This is a genomic window from Niabella terrae (assembly GCF_054783135.1).
On the sequence record NZ_BAAGRD010000001.1, the window covers coordinates 428,530 to 445,735 of the forward strand.

Sequence of the window (17,206 nt, forward strand, 5' to 3'; positions counted from 1 at the left end):
AAGCGTGTAAAGGTACAATAATTAACGGGGCGCCCAAATACAGCAGCGTAGGTTGCGTCGCTTTGACCCGGCATAATTTCTGGCAGGATATTTTATTAATTGGGTTCAATCGGGCCCTCGGGCCTTCCCTTTAGCTGTATAAGATTTTTCCTGTAGGTTTGTAATCTCCTTAAAATTCCATATGATGACGAAGCGATCTTTATTCTTTTTATTGATTTTCCTTGGTTTTTCCTGCACTTTGATGGCCCAATCCGGCGATGCCGCCGCACAATGGGTGGATGCCACTTATAAAAAGCTGAGTCCCGAGCAACGGATCGCCCAGCTGATTATTATCAGAGCCTATTCCAACAGAGGGGTGGAAGCCCATGTGGTAAATGATATCAAAAAATACAATGTGGGTTCCATCTGTTTTTTTCAGGGCGGACCGGTACGGCAGGCAGAACTGACCAACTATTACCAAGGTCTGGCCAAAACGCCTATTTTGATTACAATTGACGGAGAATATGGCCTGGGCATGCGCCTGGACAGCGTCACTAAATACCCCTACGCCATGACACTGGGCGCCGTTGCCGATTCCAATCTGATCTACGAAGTTGGAAAATGTATTGGCGAACAACATAAAAGGCTGGGCGTGCATGTGGACTACGCACCGGTGGTAGACATCAACAATAACCCCAATAATCCAGTGATCGGCTTCCGGTCATTCGGTGAAGACAAATACCGGGTAGCCAGGGATGGTGTTGCCTTTATGAAAGGTATGCAGGATGCGGGTATTATGGCCTGCGCCAAACATTTTCCGGGTCATGGTGATGTAGCAGTGGATTCCCATCTGGACCTGCCCGTGATCAAAAAAACCCGCAGTCAGCTTGACGACCTGGAATTATATCCTTTCAGGGAAATGATCAAAGCCGGCGTACAGAGTGTGATGGTGGGCCATCTTTCCGTTCCCTCGATTGATAATGGACGGAACCGGGCCACTTCGATATCTAAAAACGCGGTAGATGGTCTACTGCGAAAAGAACTGGGTTTTGACGGATTGACTTTTACCGATGCCCTGGAAATGAAAGGGGTGGCCAAATACTTTCCAGGCGGCACCATTGCCGTTGAAGCACTGATTGCCGGTAATGATATGCTTTGTCTTCCTGAATCCGTTCCGGGAACAATTAAAGCGGTAAAAGAAGCGATCAAAAAGGGACGACTGAGCTGGCAGGATATTGAAGCCAAAACAAAAAAGGTCCTGCTGGCCAAATACAAGCTCGGGCTGGGCCAATATCAGCCCGTGAATCTTCGCAACCTGACAGCCGACCTGAATGCCGCCACCGAAGGGATCCGTCACCAGATTGCCCGGCAGTCTATAACCCTGCTGAAACTGGCAGAAGTCAATACCTTCCGTAATGAATTCTTCTCTCTGCCGCTGCAGAAAACTGAAAAAATAGCCTATGTGGCCCTGGGCAGCAGCCAGAATACCACCCTGGGCAAAAAGCTGAAAGAAACCCTGAATGCTGATGTTTTCTATGCCTCCTACAGCGACGCCGCTAAAACGGGTACGATTGTCAAGGCGGTCAACGAAGGCAAATACGATAAGGTTATTATCGGATTCCATAATATCAGCACCCGCAAGGGAAGCCGCAATTACGGCATTTCGCGCAGCGCCATACAAAACTGGTATGGCCTGAATAAAACCAATGCAATCACGCTGGTATTCGGTAATCCGTTGTCGGCCGCCAGCCTCTGTCAGGCCAAGAACCTGGCGATCTGTTATGAAGACGATGACGCTTTTCAGGAAGAAGCCGCCAACTGGCTGAAAGGAGACTTTACAGCGAGCGGCACCCTGCCGGTATCCGTCTGCAGTTATAAATTCGGAGACGGAATTACGGGTGATGCCTCTTTTCGCTCCGCGCTCCGACCGATTGGCCAGGGAGATGCCCGTTTTGCAGCCGTAGATGCCATTGCCCAGGAAGGAATTAATAAACGGGCTTATCCGGGTTGTGTGGTCCTGGCTGCCAAAGACGGAAAAATCGTTTATCATAAAGCATTTGGAAATTTTACTTACGACACCACACACCCGATGGAATTGGGGTCGATCTTCGATCTGGCTTCTGTGACTAAGGTTTCGGCGGTGACCGTCTCTATCATGAAAATGGTGGACCAGGGACGGGTCAGTTTAAAAAAAAAATTAAAAGATTATCTGCCTTTCACCCGTGGTTCGGATAAAGCGGAACTCACCCTGGAAAATATAATCCTGCACCAGGCCGGGATGGTGCCTTTCATTGCCTTCTATAAAGCAACCCTGGGAGCAGATGGTAATCCGCGCCCCGATCTTTATCGTTCCCGACCAGAAATGGGCTTTACCACCCAGGTTGCCAGGGATCTTTACTTGCGTAACGACTGGAAAGATACCATCTGGAAAACAATTCTGGACAGCCCGGTTACGCCGCAGGGAGTTAAATATATTTACAGCGATAATGATTTCTGGTTTCTGGGAAAAATCGTAGAAGTCGTATCAGGAAAACCCCTGGACCAGTATGTAAGAGACAGCTTTTATCTGCCCCTGCATATGCGGACCACCGGTTATCATCCCCTGGATCGGTTTCCGATAGATCGAATTGTACCTACTGAAAGTGAATACGGCTTCCGCAATCAATTGATTCAGGGTACCGTACATGACGAGGGGGCAGCGCTGGGAGGTGGTGTTGCCGGCCATGCAGGCCTGTTTTCTACCGCCTATGATCTGGGTAAACTCTATCAAATGTTACTCAATGGCGGCGAACTCAATGGAAAGCGATTCCTTAATTGGGAGACGATTCAGAATTTTACATCCTATCACACACCGATCAGTCGCCGCGGCTATGGATTTGACAAACCAGAGAAAGACAATGCGGTACGCCAGCACCCTTACCCCAGCACACTGGCCTCCCCCCAGACTTATGGACACACGGGGTTTACAGGCACCTGCGTCTGGGTAGATCCGAAATATAATATTGTTTTCATCTTTCTGTCCAACCGGGTATACCCCAGCCGCAACAGTCCCGGTTTGGGAAACCTGTACACCCGCAGCAGGCTGCAGGATGCCATTTACAAAGGGCTCGGCCTGCCGGACTAGGAATATATGCCAACCGCCATGAAATCATGCGCTGCTTTACTACTTTTCGTTTTATTGGTCAGTTCCTGCCACCAGAAACACCGTCGGGTTATCCGCGGCTTTTATTACTGGAAGACCCATTTCAGGCCCGGCCCTTTCGAAAAAACCTACCTGGACAGTCTGCATACAGAAAAACTCTATGTAAAATTTTTTGACATTCTTTGGGACCCACTTCAGCAAGCGGCGCTGCCTGTCGCTAAAATCCGGGTCGCTGATACCGCGTTTCTAAAGCGCCGACAGCTGGTTCCGACCGTTTTTATCACGAACGAAACGCTCTATAAACTGGACAGCAGTCGCGTCCGTCTTTTGGCGGGGAATATCGCTTCGCTTTTGCTTAAATACCAACAATTGTATCAGCTCGACAATGTGAAAGAGATTCAGATGGATTGTGACTGGACAGTTGCTACACGTGACAAATATTTTTACCTGCTGGAGCGAATTAAATCTTTGCATCCGGAAAAAATACTTTCCGCCACCATCAGATTGCATCAGGTAAAATATACCCGCAGCTCCGGCATCCCTCCTGTCGACCGGGGGCTGTTAATGTGTTACAATATGGGCAACCTCCAGGAAGTCGGCAGCCGGAATTCCATCGTAGATCCGGAACTGTTTAAAAAGTACAGCCCCTCAATTAGTTCTTATCCGCTGCCACTTGATATCGGACTGTCACTTTTTGACTGGTTTGTGCTATTTCGGCAAAATAAATACGCCGGACTGTTTTCTGAAATACCAGATTCCGTCTTGTCCGGATTCAATCGACGCGCTCCCAACCTGTTTTCCATCCCAAGGGACACCCTGCTGGGCGACCGGTCACTTCAGTCAGGAGATCTGCTTCGACGAGAGACCAGTAATTACCAGGCACTCCGCGATCTGGTGACGGAACTCAGCCAACGACTAACAGATGACACGCTCAGTCTGGTGCTGTATCATTGCGATTCAGTAATTTTAAAAAAATATTCAGTACATGAACTGGAAAGCTTATTCAGCGGTCTGCGGGCTGATTAGTGTAGCCCTGACGTCGGTTCCGCAAAATATCATTGGTTGCGGTGGCAGTTTGGACCCCTATGATTACTATGTCGGTTTCTTTAATCAATATGCGGCCTCTCAGTTGCAGTATAAACCCTTTTTCTATACCAACGAATTGTTTCTATACGATCGGGAGGAGCCAAAGAATCCGCAGGAGGTATTAATCGGAGAATGGAAAGATTTTACCGGCAATCAGGCATCTGCGAAAGACGTAAACACCCTGGTCATGAAATGGCCGGCCAGAGATATCAGCACCTTGTATTACCATATCGAAAAAGGTCGCCCCGCCCGACTACCGGATTCTGTCGGTAACAATTCGATGGCCAGGTTTTTTCTGAAAAACCGAAACCTCGAAGCACTGGGCTATTTGCTGTATGCCAAAAAAGTCGAACCGCATGTAACCAGCACCGACACCTGGGAGCCGGAAACCCGGGATAGTTTGATGATGGATAAACTGTTGAAAAATGGACTACAGCTCTATCGGGCTGCCAAAACAGATTTGTTCCGTATGAAATATGCCTATCAGATTATCCGGCTGGCGCATTACAATCATCATTACCGGGAGGCTGCCCAGTACTACGAAGATCTGGCTGCCGGCAATCCTACCCAAACGGTTCTCCAGCCGTTATCACTGGCACTGAAAGCCGGTGCCCTGTTCCGGCTGGGGCAAAACAAGCAGGCCGCCTACCTGTTCTCCCAGGCATTTATGGCTGGGGACGTAAAAAAAGTATCCAATTTTTACGGCTTTAACTGGTCCGTAGTCAGAAACGAAGACCGCCAACCATATTTGGCTTTTTGTAAAAACGCGCAGGAAAAAACAGCGATGCTTTCCCTATTTGCACTCCAGAATCCCGAGCCTGATTTACAGGCAATTCAGGAAATTTATACACTGGATCCTTCCGCTGAACTCCTGTCAACACTGGTAATAAGAGAAATCAATAAATATGAAGAGCGGTATCTGACGCCGCTCATAGGAAGGGCTTACAATACCGGCCTATTGGGTATCGAATATTATTATCAATTCAATAATGAGCAGGAAACGGATAGTTTGCTCCGGAACCGAAAGCCGGGGCTGGTGTCATTGGTAAATTTTCTGAACGATGCGGCTAAGTCGCAAAAAGTAAAGGATCCCGCCCTGATGCGGGTGGCAGGCGCTTATGGAGCCTATATGCTCAGGGACTTCTCCAAAGCCAGGGATTATCTGGCGCAGGCGCGCTCGATGAAATTATCTTCCCGGCTGGAAGATCAATGGATGCTGACCAATTTGCTGGTTCAGATCAGTGCCCAGGAGAAAATTGACGCGGCTTTCGAAAAAGATATACTGCCTTCCCTGGAATGGCTCTATAAGAAAGCAAGTCCGCCTGTAGCCTCCGGCACCCGTCAGGACTTAGACTGGAATGGGGAAACGCTTCAATGGCGAAAGTTCTATCGTAATCTGGCAGTAGAAATATTGTCTAAAAGGTACAGGGCCCAGGGTGATCTTCAGAAAGCCCTGCTGGCCATGGGATCGGCAGAAACCATTGAGCCCTATTATTATACGGCACTGGATTATATGCGAGACCTGTTCAGCGGCAAACAAACCGAAGTCTTGTATCAGTTCCTGAATGCGAAGAAATTCACTCCCTACGAAGCTTTTTTAGCCCGTCATATCAAGCTAACCATCAGCGAAGTAGCTGATTTTGCCGGTACCGCTTACCTGCGGGACTATAATTACGATAAAGCCATCAGCTGGCTGCAAAAATCAGATGGCAGCAAAGAGATCGGGAAGGATCCTTTTATAGAACTCATGTATGACCGGGAAGAGGAGCTACCAGGGAATCGCGTAACCACCACCAAGCTGGCTTATGCACGAGAGATGAAAAGGCTTCAGGCGCTGACTCAGGCGGATCCCGCCCAACGGGCTGCAACTTACTATAAGCTGGCCCTGGGCTACTATAATGTCACTTATTACGGCTATGCATGGAACCTGGTGGAATATTTCCGTAGCGGGGTAGATGGTTATCATATACCAGCTAACGCCACAGGTTTTCAAAAAGAATATTATGGTGCATTTACAGCCCAGGAATATTTTAAAAAGGCCTTGGATGCCAGTAAAGATCCGGAGTTTCAAGCCAAATGTCTTTTCATGATGGCCCGTTGCAGTCAGAAGCAAATTACCAAACCCCGATATCTGGATTTTGGATATGACCAGTATGATCTGTTCAAACAAAAGGAGAAGGAATATTATAAGGAATTCGCCAGCAATAAATATTTTCCTCAAATGCAGACGCGCTTCGGAGATACCCGTTTTTTCCAGGAGGCAAAAAGCCGCTGTTCCTATTTAGCCGATTTCCTTTCCAATTGAACAGGAGCGGCTGGTGAACGAGCGGTAACCAGTACCGAGCGAGCGCTGGAATCTCATCAGAACTTGTAATTTGGAAAAATCCTGCTGTTACAATAGAATTTTTTAATACTTTTGCCTCCCTCCGAAAGGGAAAGTTCTTGCTATCTAATTAATTTTTTACCGGTTTAACCGGTAAAGGTCCTATAGCTCAGTCGGTTAGAGCATCTGACTCATAATCAGAGGGTCCCTGGTTCGAGCCCAGGTGGGACCACATTAAAAATCAAACGTTTATCTACATGATAAGCGTTTTTTCATTTATAGATATAGCACATTTATAACACAAGTGCGAAATAAGCCTCCCTTCCCATTATCTAGCTAAATTATAAAAGGATAATCCCCGGGAGGCGGGAAAAGGCTAGTTAAACGGGAATTCTATACCCATTCCCTTTTTTTTGGTTTCCCGAATAGACCGAAGCCACCTCTTTTCTTTTTCGTTTTTCGGTTTCCTTAACCCCTGCGAAAGATATAACATAATGATATCCGGGTCGAGGTCCATTGCGTCGAAATTTCTAATGATTTTTTTTGCCATAATGTAACGTTTTGATTGAGTTTTTCTCAGCGTGAAATTAAAAAAAGCTAATTAGCAGGGAACGCTATTCCGCCGCCCTGTTTCTTTATCTCCTTAATTTCTCTGAGTAGCCTTTTTTCGTATTCATTTTTCGGTTTCCTTAACCCCCAGAGAAAGGTATAACATAATGATATCAGGGTCGAGGTCCATAGAATCGATGTCCCTAACGATTTTTTTTGCCATGATGTAAATGATTGAATTGGTATCTCCCCCGGGCGGAGGTAGGCCATCGGCCTAAGAATCACTAAGATAATGAAAAACTTTCGAAAAGTTAAAATCGCGGTGTAAAAACGATATCGCCCGTCTCCCCTGTACCGTGTTGTCATGGATTCCATCCCCTGAAAGAAAATCGTCGGCAATGTCATTAGGAAAAGCAGGGCAAGTATAACCTCCCCCCTTTAAGATACGAAGTACTTGCTACTTATTTATTGCCTTATTGACGCTCCTGTTTTGTCTTTGCTTTATCTCCTTCTAACCCCATTCTTCCATTTCCATTTTGTTGTACTTACTCCGGTATTCAATGGGGGTAAGTCCGCTATACCTTTTAAATACATCCCGGAATGCCTTTGTATCTACATACCCGACGTCATACATGACTTCGGTAATATTTTTGCGGCTGGCTTCAAAACTTCGTTTGGCCGCTTCTACCCTGACGCGCTGGATATAATTTATGACGGTGTTGTTGGTAGCCTGCTTGAACCGACGCTCAAAACTACGACGGCTGACATTCACATTACCGGCCAGTTCATCTACCGACAGCTTTTCCGCGAATTTCCTTTCAATCAACTGTTGCGCAGTCAACACTTCTTTATCGTTATGATTCTTCTGACCGGTAAATATGGTAAAACTTGCCTGACTGTGCCGATCAATATCTATGGCAAAATACTTGGCAGCCAGGATAGCGGTGTCCCGATCTGCATACTTTTCCAACAGATACAATAATAAGCTCCAGAGTGAATGGGCGCCGCCGCTGGAATATAAACGGCCCAGGTCCGTAATTACAGAACCATCAACGACTTCCACCTGGGGGAACGTATACCGAAACTGATCATAGTAAGCCCAGTGTGTCGAACAGGATTTTCCGTCCAGCAAACCCGTTTTGGCCAGCAAAAAAGCGCCCAGGCATAAACTGGCCACTTCGCTGCCATTTTCATACATGCTGCGTATCCAGGACACAGCTTTAAGGTTGGCTTTTACGGCTATTTGTAAATCACCGTATAAGGCAGGCAACAGTATCAAATCGGTAGTTTCAACATCCTTTAGTAGCCGGTGAGTGCTGATCATGTATTCCCCGTCGTTTACCTGAACCGATCTTTTAAGGCCAATATATTCCACATCAAAAGCAGCTGATTTTCCGGATGATAATAATAACTCATTGGCAGTATTGAACAACCGATAGGCTGGCGTAATGGCTTCGATTGCGCCATGTTCGGGTACATAAATAGAAATCTTTTTCATCATTAATTAGGGTTTGTTTAGTGAATGACATTTATTCAGCGCACTTTCCCGAAACAGCTGCCACAGCTACAAATTTATATCCGCCTTTTAAAAGAAAAACGTTCTCAACCGACTCCTGCTCCTTGATGGCAGAATAAGGTCTTTCATTACAATGCCCTTTCTACGCTTACCGGCGTTTTTAGCGCCGGATTTTTGAAACCGAAAGGTAGGACTATTAATTGGCGGAATCAACCCCCAAACTTGTCGTTTTCACACAGTAGAAAAACGCCGGGAGCAGATGATCTTTGTATCAACAAACAAATTATTCAAATCAAAAGAAATGTCATGAAAAAGAAAAGAATATGCTACTGGATCACCACAGGACTGATTTTTGCCTTCGACGGACTGATTCCTGCATTTACCTCAAATACAGATATGGCCATAGAAGGCATCCGGCACTTGGGATATCCGGATTACTTCCGGGTACTGCTTACATTTTTCAAAGTTTCCGGTGCTTTAATCCTGATTCTGCCAATTTTCAAAGGCCGCATTAAGGAATGGGCTTATGCCGGTTTTAGTTTTAACTTTGTTTGTGCGCTAATTTCCGGTCTTGTTGTAGACGGTCCGGGCGTACAGATGACAGCCCCGTTACTGGCCATGATATTGTTAGGTGCTTCCTATTATTATTACCATCAATTACAGCGGGAGCCGCTTCAGTTCCAAAAAGCCCCTGCAACCAATATTCGGTTTTCCTGATGCAGCGCTTCAGATTTTCATTCACCTTTAATTAAAATATTATGGCATCACTATTACCTTATTTAAATTTTCACGGACAATCCACAGCCGCGATGGACTTTTACCAAAAAATATTTGGCGGCGACCTCACCATCTCGCTGGCGGGTGATACGCCGGCGAAAGACCAAATGCCCCCTGAATATCATGACAAAGTGTTACATAGTCATTTGAAAGGCGGCATCATTGAAATTATGGCAACCGACATGACGCCGCAAAAACCTGTTGAAGGCAATACCGTCTATCTGACGCTTATCTGCGAAAATGAACAGGAGTTGCGGGACTTCTTTAATAAACTGTCAGAAGACGCCATCGTTGATCAACCCGTGCAACAGGCTTTCTTCGGTTGGTTCGCATCACTTCAGGACAAATTCAATAAACACTGGATGCTTCAGGCCCCGGCACCTCAGCAGCAATGAACCGTTAAAGCCGTCACATTCTAATTCTAAAACAAAATAATATCATCCGTTTTCAGTTTTTATATCAAGGCAAGTCCTGCCGGATATAATCAATTGAAAACTCAAAAAAAAATCTCATGAAAAAAAATTCAGTAGCACTGCACCGGGTCTTTACAGCCGCGCCCGAAAAAGTATTTCGCGCCTTTTCCGATGTGGACGCCATTGCGTCCTGGCTTCCGCCTTATGGCTACCTCTGCCAGGTTCATCAAATGGAGTTTAAAGAAGGGGGCACTTATAAAATGTCCTTCGTCAATTTCTCTACCGGGAACGGCCATTCATTTGGTGGGAAATACCTGGAAATCAAACCCAATGAATTCCTAAAATATTCCGACGCATTTGACGATCCTAATATGCCCGGAGAAATGATGACCACTGTCTCTTTAACCAAAGTATCCTGTGGAACATCCATCCAGATAAACCAGGAAGGCTTGCCGGATATGATTCCCGTAGAGATGTGCTACCTGGGATGGCAGGAAAGCCTGGAAAAGCTGAAAAAACTGGTAGAGCCGAATATCCCCGATGGCGCTTAGTGCGCAGGCAATATTTCGACGGATTACAGCATCTGTTAAGGCACTTCATCAACCTTGGTTGGGAAGTGCCTTTTAAACGTTATTTTTTAAGAGGTGATGAACACATTTGGACTGGCTAAAACGCATTTGTTGTACATTTAACATCAAGAATCACCATACTAAAATTCAGATGCAATGCAGAAGAATTATGAAAGAGTATTCAATATGTCATTTGCAGGTCTTTATCCCCTGTATATTCAGAAAATTACCAAAAAAGACCGGACCAAAGAAGAACTGGACACCGTTCTTTGTTGGCTTACCGGTTATACGCCTCAAGGCCTGCAGCAACAGATTGATAAAAAGACGACCCTTCGGGATTTTCTCGGACAAGCGCCTCTGATACATCCGAACAGTTCCAAAATCACGGGCATGATCTGTGGTTATCGGATAGAGGATATCGAAGATCCACTCATGCAGCAAATCCGGTATATGGATAAACTGGTCGACGAATTAGCCAAGGGCCGGGCCATGGAAAAAATTCTGAGAAACTGATGCGCCACAGAGATGTCAGGCGGTTGCGATTCACGTCCTTAAATTACGATTCTAAGCCGGGCGTAATTGAGTAGAATTTTTTTCTCACCATTTTCTTGAAACCGGATTACGGCCATGGGGTTGTGACTGGCTCCCTCCATTTTCAGGATCTCACCAAATCCGAATTTCTGATGTTCGACTTTCTGTCCTACCGCCAATTCGGATATTTCACTGGCAGTGAAACCCGGGGTGGGGGTATGATCTTTGACCTGAGCTTCCGTTTTCGCGGGCAGGTAGGCCGGAGCGGTCTTTTTCCCGGGAGGGGGACCATACTTTTTCTCTGCGTCAGTGGCTGCCTTAGCCCCCCATCCGCCATTCATCCTTTCAAATGCACTGCCTCCGGCGCCGAAGGAACTGTTGAGGCGGGTACCACCGCCGGCGAAACTGCGGTCCAGATGGGATTCGGGCAACTCCGCGATAAACCGACTGGGTTCATTCTGAACCAGCTGACCGAATTTGTACCGGGTATTGGCATAGCTGATCCATAATTTCTTTTTTGCACGGGTTACGACCACATAGAACAAACGACGCTCTTCTTCGAGTTCTTCGCGGGTATTGATACTCATGGCATTCGGAAACAGCATTTCTTCCAGACCGGCTGCAAAAACGCACTGAAATTCCAGGCCTTTGGCGGCATGTATCGTCATGAGCTTCACGGTATCAGCATCGGGGTCCTTTTCATCAGCATCAGTCAGCAGGGTAATTTGCTGCAGATAAGCGCCCAGGGTTTTGTCCACTACTTCCCCTTCGTCATTATCGGGTGATTCCACCCATTCCTTGATAGAGTTCAGCAGCTCCTGGATATTCTCATAACGTTGTAAGCCTTCAGTACTCTTATCGTTAAAGAGTTCTTTAACCAGGTTGGTCTGTTTGCCCACATGAAATGCCAGTTCATAGGCATTCTGCTTTTCCAGCATGCTGGCAAAACTGCGGATCATCGTTACAAAATCGTTGATGACCGCCAGGGTACCCGATCTGAATCCATGAACGGAAGCCTCTTCCAGAATCTGCCACATGGTCTTGTTCTGGGTATTGGCCAGCAATATGATCTTATCCACCGTAGTTTTGCCGATTCCTCGCGTAGGATAATTAATAATCCGCTTCAGCGCTTCTTCATCCCGGTTGTTGATGATCACCCGCAGGTAAGCAACCAGATCTTTGATCTCCTTACGTTGATAGAAACTGACACCGCCATACATCGTATATGGAATGCTCATTCTTCTCAGAGATTCTTCAAATGCCCGGCTCTGGGCATTGGTACGGTATAATATGGCAAAATCCCGGTTCTGAAAATGATTCCTCAGCTTTTGTTCCTGAATGGTATCGGCCACGAACTTTCCTTCTTCGTTATCCGACATTGTCTTAACGATCCTGATTTTCTCACCTTCAGCATTCTCAGTAAACAGCACTTTGGGTATCTGCCCTTTATTTTTACTGATCACTTCGTTGGCGATATGGATGATACTTTGGGTGCTCCGGTAATTCTGTTCCAGTTTAACCAGTTTCACGTCATCATAATCTTTCTGAAACTGCAATATATTCTGTATCGTCGCCCCCCGGAAGCTATAGATACTTTGGGCATCATCACCCACCACGCAGACATTTTCATGCATCGCACCCAACAGTTTGATGACTTCGTATTGTGCCGGGTTAGTATCCTGGTACTCGTCGATCATTATGTACCGGAACTTATGCTGGTATTTGCTGAGCGACTCCGGGAAATTTTTCAGTAGTTCATAAAACTTGAGCAGCAAATCATCGAAGTCCATGGCCCCGTTCTTAAAACAACGCTTACAATACGCATCGTAAATCCTGGCTATGGCGGGTCGATTGGCGCGCAGGTCTTCCTGCTGAATATGGTAATCATTGGCGTAATCCTGTGGACTCACCAGTGCATTTTTGGCCCCGGATATCCGGTTGTAGATGGTATTGGGCTTATAATGCTTGTCATCGAGTTGCATTTCATGGATGACGGTTTTTACCACACTTTTGGCGTCATCGGTATCGTAGATGGTAAAATTGTTCGGATAGCCCAGTTTATGCGCTTCGGCCCTTAAAATCCGGGCAAAGACACTGTGGAAGGTTCCGATATATAAATTCCTGGCTTCGTTATTGCCCAGAATATGGGTGACCCGTTCCTTCATCTCTTTGGCCGCCTTGTTGGTAAAGGTCAGGGCCAGAATATTAAAGGCATCGACACCACTGGCCATCAGATGGGCGATGCGGGTGGTCAATACCTTGGTTTTTCCGCTGCCCGCCCCTGCGATAATCATTATGGGTCCATTGATATGTAATACGGCTTCCCGTTGCCGTTCGTTTAGTCCTTTCAAGTAATCCTGCATGGCCGCAAGGTACGAAGTGCCGGATAGCCTAAAAAGTTTTGTGTAAAATTTGTACCAGACCGCCCTTTAGCCGTTAAACCCTTTCCACTGGAATGCGTCCAAAGAGCGGTCCTTAAAAAATTTAACATCTAAAAACAGCAGGATTCTCGCAGCAAGCACATCTAAGAAAAGGACCCCGCCTGTAAGCAGGATCCGGCAGAAAGGAAGATCTTCAATCATAGAAGGTCGTCCCTGCCCTGATTATTAATAAAAAAAAGAAAAAAGTATGAAAAAAACAGTTTTAATTGCCGTCGGGCTGGCTCTGTTTACGGTCTCCGCCAGTTATGCCCAGGATGCCCCTCCTCCCACGAAGGAAAAAAAAGAACAAAGGGCCCGCAGGGATGGCCGGGGTAACCCTTACGAAAGCCTGAACCTGACTCAGGACCAGAAAGATAAGGTTAAGGCTTATAACGAAGAGCAGAAAAAGAAAATGGATGCCATCCGGGACGATGCGTCGCTGAGTGATGATCAAAAAAGAGAAAAAAGAATGGAATTGATGAAGGCTGGCAGAACCCATATGGAGTCGCTGCTCACACCTGAACAAAAGGAAAAATGGAAAGCCATGCGTAAAGAAAGAGCCAAAGAGAGAGGTCAGCGGGGCAACCGAAGATCGGCCAATAACAATTGATTCTTTCAGGTTAAGAAAATTCTGCCAAAAGCCACTTTCATCGTAAAGTGGCTTTTGTTTGGGCCAATGTTTATCTTTGCTGGCTACTGTTGAAAAACAGCAAGGCGCTGGCCGGAAAAGTCTTCTCAGAGACCGGTTCCGTTTCCAGAACCCCCAAATCATTAAAAAATGAAAAAGACAGACCCCCGGTTTGAAAAATTTGCCCATAAAAAGAGCAATGCCGCAATAAAAGAAGCATTTAAACAGGAAAAACGCCAATATAAAAAGCAAAGGGCTGCTTTTTTTGATCAACAGCGACAGGAAGCAGCCGCCCGGCAACAGGCAGCGGTACAAATACCCCGCGAACAACCGACCCTCGAGCAAATGCCACTGAATAAATACCTGGCACACGGCGGCATCTGTAGCCGCAGGGATGCTGCCGAACTGATCCGCGAAGGCAAGGTGAAAGTCAATGGAAAGGCCATTCTGGAACCTGGTTATAAAATGGCGCCCGGCGATCAGGTGACTGCAAATGGGAAAAAAGTATCCATTACCAAAAACCTGGTATATATCCTGCTGAACAAACCCAAAGATTATATTACCACAACCGATGACCCTCAGAAAAGAAAAACCGTACTGGACATCATTAAAAAAGCCACGACCGAAAGGGTTTATCCGGTAGGTCGACTGGACAGAAACACTTCCGGCGTACTGCTCATTACCAATGATGGCGACCTGGCCCAGCAGTTGACACATCCCAGCAGTCAGGTGAAAAAGATTTACGCAGTCACCCTTAACAAACCACTTGAGAAAAACGATTTTGATAAAATTCTGAAGGGGGTAGTCCTGGAGGACGGACCTGCACCGGTGGATGTACTGGCCTATAGTGATCTCAAGGATAAGACCCAGCTGGGTGTAGAGATTCACTCGGGGCGCAACCGGATTGTACGCCGTATATTTGAACACCTAGGTTACGACGTAAAAAACCTGGACCGGGTCATGTTTGCCGGCCTCACCAAAAAGAATATTGAACGGGGCAAATACCGGTTTCTGAATGAAAAAGAAGTCCGTGCCCTGAAATATTTTGGCAAGGGCGGTAAACCGGGCGCTGGCAATACAGCCAGGAAGGCCAGTCAGGCAGGTCAGACAGGTACTAAAAACCGGCGCACCCAACCTCCTAAAACAGCTGAAACTACCCGGACCCCGGCGAAAGAACCTGTTGTCGGCACGCCATCCTTTCGGCCGAAAAAAAGATCCGGCGGGACGACTGCTAAGACGCCAGGTGGGGCAGCGCGGCCAGGGACCCGATCAGCAGTCAAAACCGGGCGGTCCGCGCCTTCCAATGCAAGCAGTCGCAGACCCCGATCGGCGAAATAAATAAATAGTATAAATAATCCGGTGAACTTCCAGGCAATTAAAGATTGTTTAGCATCACAGGTGTTAGCAACTTACTTAAGCCCCGAAAAGGTTGTAAGTCTTTGTCACTCCATACCTTTACGTGCGAGTCCCTAAGGAGATTTCGGTTGATGCTGACATTACAAATCTACTTTTGTTGCAAAAATCAATACTTTTGTCGCTTACATGCCATCAGCTAAAGACCGATGGGTTTTACGCAAATTTTTATAAATAAGTACAAAGATGTCATTAGAACAAACGATTAATTCCGATATCAAAACGGCAATGCTGGCCAAGGACGCCACAGCATTAACCAGTCTTCGGGCGGTTAAAGCCGCCATACTCCTGGCAAAGACGGCATCAGGCGCCAAAGACAGCCTCTCAGAAGATGATGAGATTAAACTTCTCCAAAAACTTGTAAAACAACGCAAAGATTCGCTGGAAATTTACCAGACCCAGAATCGTCCGGATCTGGCGGAGAAAGAATCCGCAGAAATCGCCATTATTGAAAAATATTTACCGGCGCCCCTATCTGCAGAGGAACTAAAAGCCGCTTTGCAGCAGATTATCGCAGATACCGGTGCCACCTCAGCGGCAGATATGGGGAAAGTTATGGGCGCGGCCAGCAAGGCGCTGGCCGGAAAAGCAGATGGGAAAACCATCTCCACTCTGGTTAAAGAACTCCTGGCTTCTTAACCCCGAAAATTTTGATTGTTGATTGTATAACCGCCGTGCTCGTCGTGATGGCCCTGATCAAGGGCTATCGGAACGGCCTGATTGTAGGGGTCGCTTCGTACCTGGCACTGATTATCGGTCTGGCAGCAGCCATGAAACTTTCTGCAGTGGTCGCAGATCACCTCAGCAGCTCCTTACAGGTTTCTGGGAAATGGATGCCCTTTCTGGCCTTTATTCTGGTCTTCGGTCTGGTCGTTTTTCTGATAAGAGGACTCTCGCGCCTGGTGCAGGGGTTCTCCGAAAAGATTATGCTGGGAGGACTGAACAAGCTGGGCGGCATGTTGCTTTACATCGCTGTAAACCTGACTGTCTGGGGAATTCTGCTGTTCTATCTCGGGCAATTGGGACTGATTTCGGAAAAATCCATGACCCGTTCCATGAGCTATCCTTATGTAAGTGCCCTGGGTCGTTTTGGAATTGACGGCCTGGGAAAAATCATCCCGGTGTTTAAAGACCTCTTCGGTCAGCTGGAATTATTTTTTGAAGGAGTGGCGGCCCAGGCAGTTTAATCAAGACTTACTCGGCTGTAAAAGCCACTTGATCTGGGGGATTCGAACGACCTGTATTTTGTTGCCTGCTGTTCCTTAATCCGGTCGGTAAATAATTTGCCAAATAAATGATCGGTCTCATGCTGGAAAATAACCGCAGTAAATCCTTCTAAAATCTCTTCCTGTTGCGCACCACTCTTCTCGTCTGTATAAGAAATGCCAATCAGATAATGGCGCAGGACCTCTCCATATCCTTCAAATGACAGATCGCCTTCACCACCTCGGGTCAGCAGGTCAGAACCCCAGATAATCCGGGGATTGATGAAAAACTGAAACGGCTGGCCTGGCTTATCATATCGCTGGACCCAGATCAGGTTGCGGTTAATGCCTACCTGTGGAGCGGCAATACCCACGCCGCGATTATTGCTGTCCAGCACGGCTTTCAGCATCCGGCTTTTCAGGACGGGCAGTAAGGGGTCCTGCCAGGAAATTGCTGCTGACAGGCTACGCAAAGCCTTGGCCCCTGCCGGTTCAGCCAGCGGTATCACCCGCAGGGCCTTGCTGGTGTCCCCCGACAAAATAAACTGCTGTTCGGCGGCAGAAAACCCCTGTCCCCCCACCATATTCGCCAATAATAAGGACCCGGTAATAAAAATGATAAACTTCGTCATACAGCGCATTTTGAGAAAAATCA

The 17,206-nt window shown here is 46.8% G+C and carries 14 protein-coding genes and 1 tRNA gene; 12 read left to right on the plus strand and 3 right to left on the minus strand.

Features of this window, described 5'->3' with window-relative positions; genetic code table 11:
• Window positions 1-181 precede the first annotated feature (181 nt).
• From ACYVI9_RS01905 to ACYVI9_RS01920, 4 genes are all read left to right on the plus strand, one after another.
• Window positions 182-3,103, plus strand: a complete 2,922-nt coding sequence (locus tag ACYVI9_RS01905; protein WP_460759895.1) for a glycoside hydrolase family 3 N-terminal domain-containing protein — start codon at window positions 182-184, stop codon at window positions 3,101-3,103.
• 18 nt (window positions 3,104-3,121) lie between these two features.
• Entirely contained in the window at window positions 3,122-4,147 is a 1,026-nt protein-coding gene (locus ACYVI9_RS01910) for a hypothetical protein (RefSeq protein ID WP_460759898.1), read from the plus strand.
• Window positions 4,107-6,512 carry a hypothetical protein gene (locus ACYVI9_RS01915; protein ID WP_460759900.1) on the plus strand — a complete coding sequence of 802 codons (2,406 nt, stop codon included), beginning with the start codon at window positions 4,107-4,109 and terminating at the stop codon, window positions 6,510-6,512. The genes ACYVI9_RS01910 and ACYVI9_RS01915 overlap by 41 nt, the downstream gene beginning before the upstream one ends.
• A gap of 176 nt (window positions 6,513-6,688) precedes the next feature.
• Window positions 6,689-6,762, plus strand: a tRNA-Ile gene (locus ACYVI9_RS01920).
• 828 nt (window positions 6,763-7,590) lie between these two features.
• Here the strand turns inward: ACYVI9_RS01920 and ACYVI9_RS01925 are convergent.
• Window positions 7,591-8,580 (minus strand): GlxA family transcriptional regulator, encoded by a 990-nt coding sequence (locus ACYVI9_RS01925; RefSeq protein WP_460759903.1) that lies wholly within the window; start codon window positions 8,578-8,580, stop codon window positions 7,591-7,593.
• A 321-nt stretch (window positions 8,581-8,901) separates the two neighbouring features.
• Here ACYVI9_RS01925 and ACYVI9_RS01930 point away from each other — a divergent pair, with 321 nt between their 5' ends.
• The 4 genes from ACYVI9_RS01930 (at window position 8,902) to ACYVI9_RS01945 (ending at window position 10,867) form a co-directional block, all read left to right on the plus strand.
• The gene (locus ACYVI9_RS01930) at window positions 8,902-9,312 is read left to right on the plus strand and encodes a DoxX family protein (protein WP_460759905.1); all 411 of its coding nucleotides are present in this window, start codon (window positions 8,902-8,904) and stop codon (window positions 9,310-9,312) included.
• A 41-nt stretch (window positions 9,313-9,353) separates the two neighbouring features.
• The gene (locus ACYVI9_RS01935) at window positions 9,354-9,767 is read left to right on the plus strand and encodes a VOC family protein (RefSeq protein WP_460759908.1); all 414 of its coding nucleotides are present in this window, start codon (window positions 9,354-9,356) and stop codon (window positions 9,765-9,767) included.
• A 116-nt stretch (window positions 9,768-9,883) separates the two neighbouring features.
• Entirely contained in the window at window positions 9,884-10,336 is a 453-nt protein-coding gene (locus ACYVI9_RS01940; protein ID WP_460759910.1) for an SRPBCC family protein, read from the plus strand.
• Between the two features lie 174 nt (window positions 10,337-10,510).
• Window positions 10,511-10,867 carry a DUF2200 domain-containing protein gene (locus tag ACYVI9_RS01945; RefSeq protein ID WP_460759913.1) on the plus strand — a complete coding sequence of 119 codons (357 nt, stop codon included), beginning with the start codon at window positions 10,511-10,513 and terminating at the stop codon, window positions 10,865-10,867.
• 38 nt (window positions 10,868-10,905) lie between these two features.
• Here the strand turns inward: ACYVI9_RS01945 and ACYVI9_RS01950 are convergent, their stop codons facing one another.
• Window positions 10,906-13,248: an ATP-dependent helicase gene (locus ACYVI9_RS01950; protein WP_460759915.1), complete on the minus strand. Its 2,343-nt coding sequence runs from the start codon at window positions 13,246-13,248 to the stop codon at window positions 10,906-10,908.
• Between the two features lie 265 nt (window positions 13,249-13,513).
• On the opposite strand from ACYVI9_RS01950, the gene ACYVI9_RS01955 reads away from it, so the two are divergent.
• From ACYVI9_RS01955 to ACYVI9_RS01970, 4 genes are all read left to right on the plus strand, one after another.
• Window positions 13,514-13,915 carry a Spy/CpxP family protein refolding chaperone gene (locus tag ACYVI9_RS01955; RefSeq protein WP_460759918.1) on the plus strand — a complete coding sequence of 134 codons (402 nt, stop codon included), beginning with the start codon at window positions 13,514-13,516 and terminating at the stop codon, window positions 13,913-13,915.
• A 168-nt stretch (window positions 13,916-14,083) separates the two neighbouring features.
• Complete coding sequence (locus tag ACYVI9_RS01960; RefSeq protein ID WP_460759921.1) at window positions 14,084-15,271, plus strand: pseudouridine synthase; 1,188 nt, start codon at window positions 14,084-14,086, stop codon at window positions 15,269-15,271.
• A 261-nt stretch (window positions 15,272-15,532) separates the two neighbouring features.
• On the plus strand, window positions 15,533-15,985 hold the full coding sequence (locus ACYVI9_RS01965) for a GatB/YqeY domain-containing protein (RefSeq protein ID WP_460759924.1): 453 nt from the start codon (window positions 15,533-15,535) through the stop codon (window positions 15,983-15,985).
• Between the two features lie 11 nt (window positions 15,986-15,996).
• Window positions 15,997-16,533: a CvpA family protein gene (locus tag ACYVI9_RS01970; protein WP_460759927.1), complete on the plus strand. Its 537-nt coding sequence runs from the start codon at window positions 15,997-15,999 to the stop codon at window positions 16,531-16,533.
• On the opposite strand, the gene ACYVI9_RS01975 is transcribed toward ACYVI9_RS01970, so the two are convergent.
• Window positions 16,530-17,183: a peptide deformylase gene (locus tag ACYVI9_RS01975; RefSeq protein WP_460759930.1), complete on the minus strand. Its 654-nt coding sequence runs from the start codon at window positions 17,181-17,183 to the stop codon at window positions 16,530-16,532. The genes ACYVI9_RS01970 and ACYVI9_RS01975 overlap by 4 nt on opposite strands.
• Window positions 17,184-17,206 lie beyond the last annotated feature (23 nt).

What these genes read in the sequence shown, in the direction of transcription:
- ACYVI9_RS01905 (WP_460759895.1), top strand. Translation starts at nt 182, where the DNA reads ATGATGACGAAGCGATCTTTATTCTTTTTATTGATTTTCCTTGGTTTT.
- ACYVI9_RS01910 (WP_460759898.1), top strand. Translation starts at nt 3,122, where the DNA reads ATGAAATCATGCGCTGCTTTACTACTTTTCGTTTTATTGGTCAGTTCC.
- ACYVI9_RS01915 (WP_460759900.1), top strand. Translation starts at nt 4,107, where the DNA reads ATGAACTGGAAAGCTTATTCAGCGGTCTGCGGGCTGATTAGTGTAGCC.
- ACYVI9_RS01925 (WP_460759903.1), bottom strand. Translation starts at nt 8,580, where the DNA reads ATGATGAAAAAGATTTCTATTTATGTACCCGAACATGGCGCAATCGAA.
- ACYVI9_RS01930 (WP_460759905.1), top strand. Translation starts at nt 8,902, where the DNA reads ATGAAAAAGAAAAGAATATGCTACTGGATCACCACAGGACTGATTTTT.
- ACYVI9_RS01935 (WP_460759908.1), top strand. Translation starts at nt 9,354, where the DNA reads ATGGCATCACTATTACCTTATTTAAATTTTCACGGACAATCCACAGCC.
- ACYVI9_RS01940 (WP_460759910.1), top strand. Translation starts at nt 9,884, where the DNA reads ATGAAAAAAAATTCAGTAGCACTGCACCGGGTCTTTACAGCCGCGCCC.
- ACYVI9_RS01945 (WP_460759913.1), top strand. Translation starts at nt 10,511, where the DNA reads ATGCAGAAGAATTATGAAAGAGTATTCAATATGTCATTTGCAGGTCTT.
- ACYVI9_RS01950 (WP_460759915.1), bottom strand. Translation starts at nt 13,248, where the DNA reads ATGCAGGATTACTTGAAAGGACTAAACGAACGGCAACGGGAAGCCGTA.
- ACYVI9_RS01955 (WP_460759918.1), top strand. Translation starts at nt 13,514, where the DNA reads ATGAAAAAAACAGTTTTAATTGCCGTCGGGCTGGCTCTGTTTACGGTC.
- ACYVI9_RS01960 (WP_460759921.1), top strand. Translation starts at nt 14,084, where the DNA reads ATGAAAAAGACAGACCCCCGGTTTGAAAAATTTGCCCATAAAAAGAGC.
- ACYVI9_RS01965 (WP_460759924.1), top strand. Translation starts at nt 15,533, where the DNA reads ATGTCATTAGAACAAACGATTAATTCCGATATCAAAACGGCAATGCTG.
- ACYVI9_RS01975 (WP_460759930.1), bottom strand. Translation starts at nt 17,183, where the DNA reads ATGACGAAGTTTATCATTTTTATTACCGGGTCCTTATTATTGGCGAAT.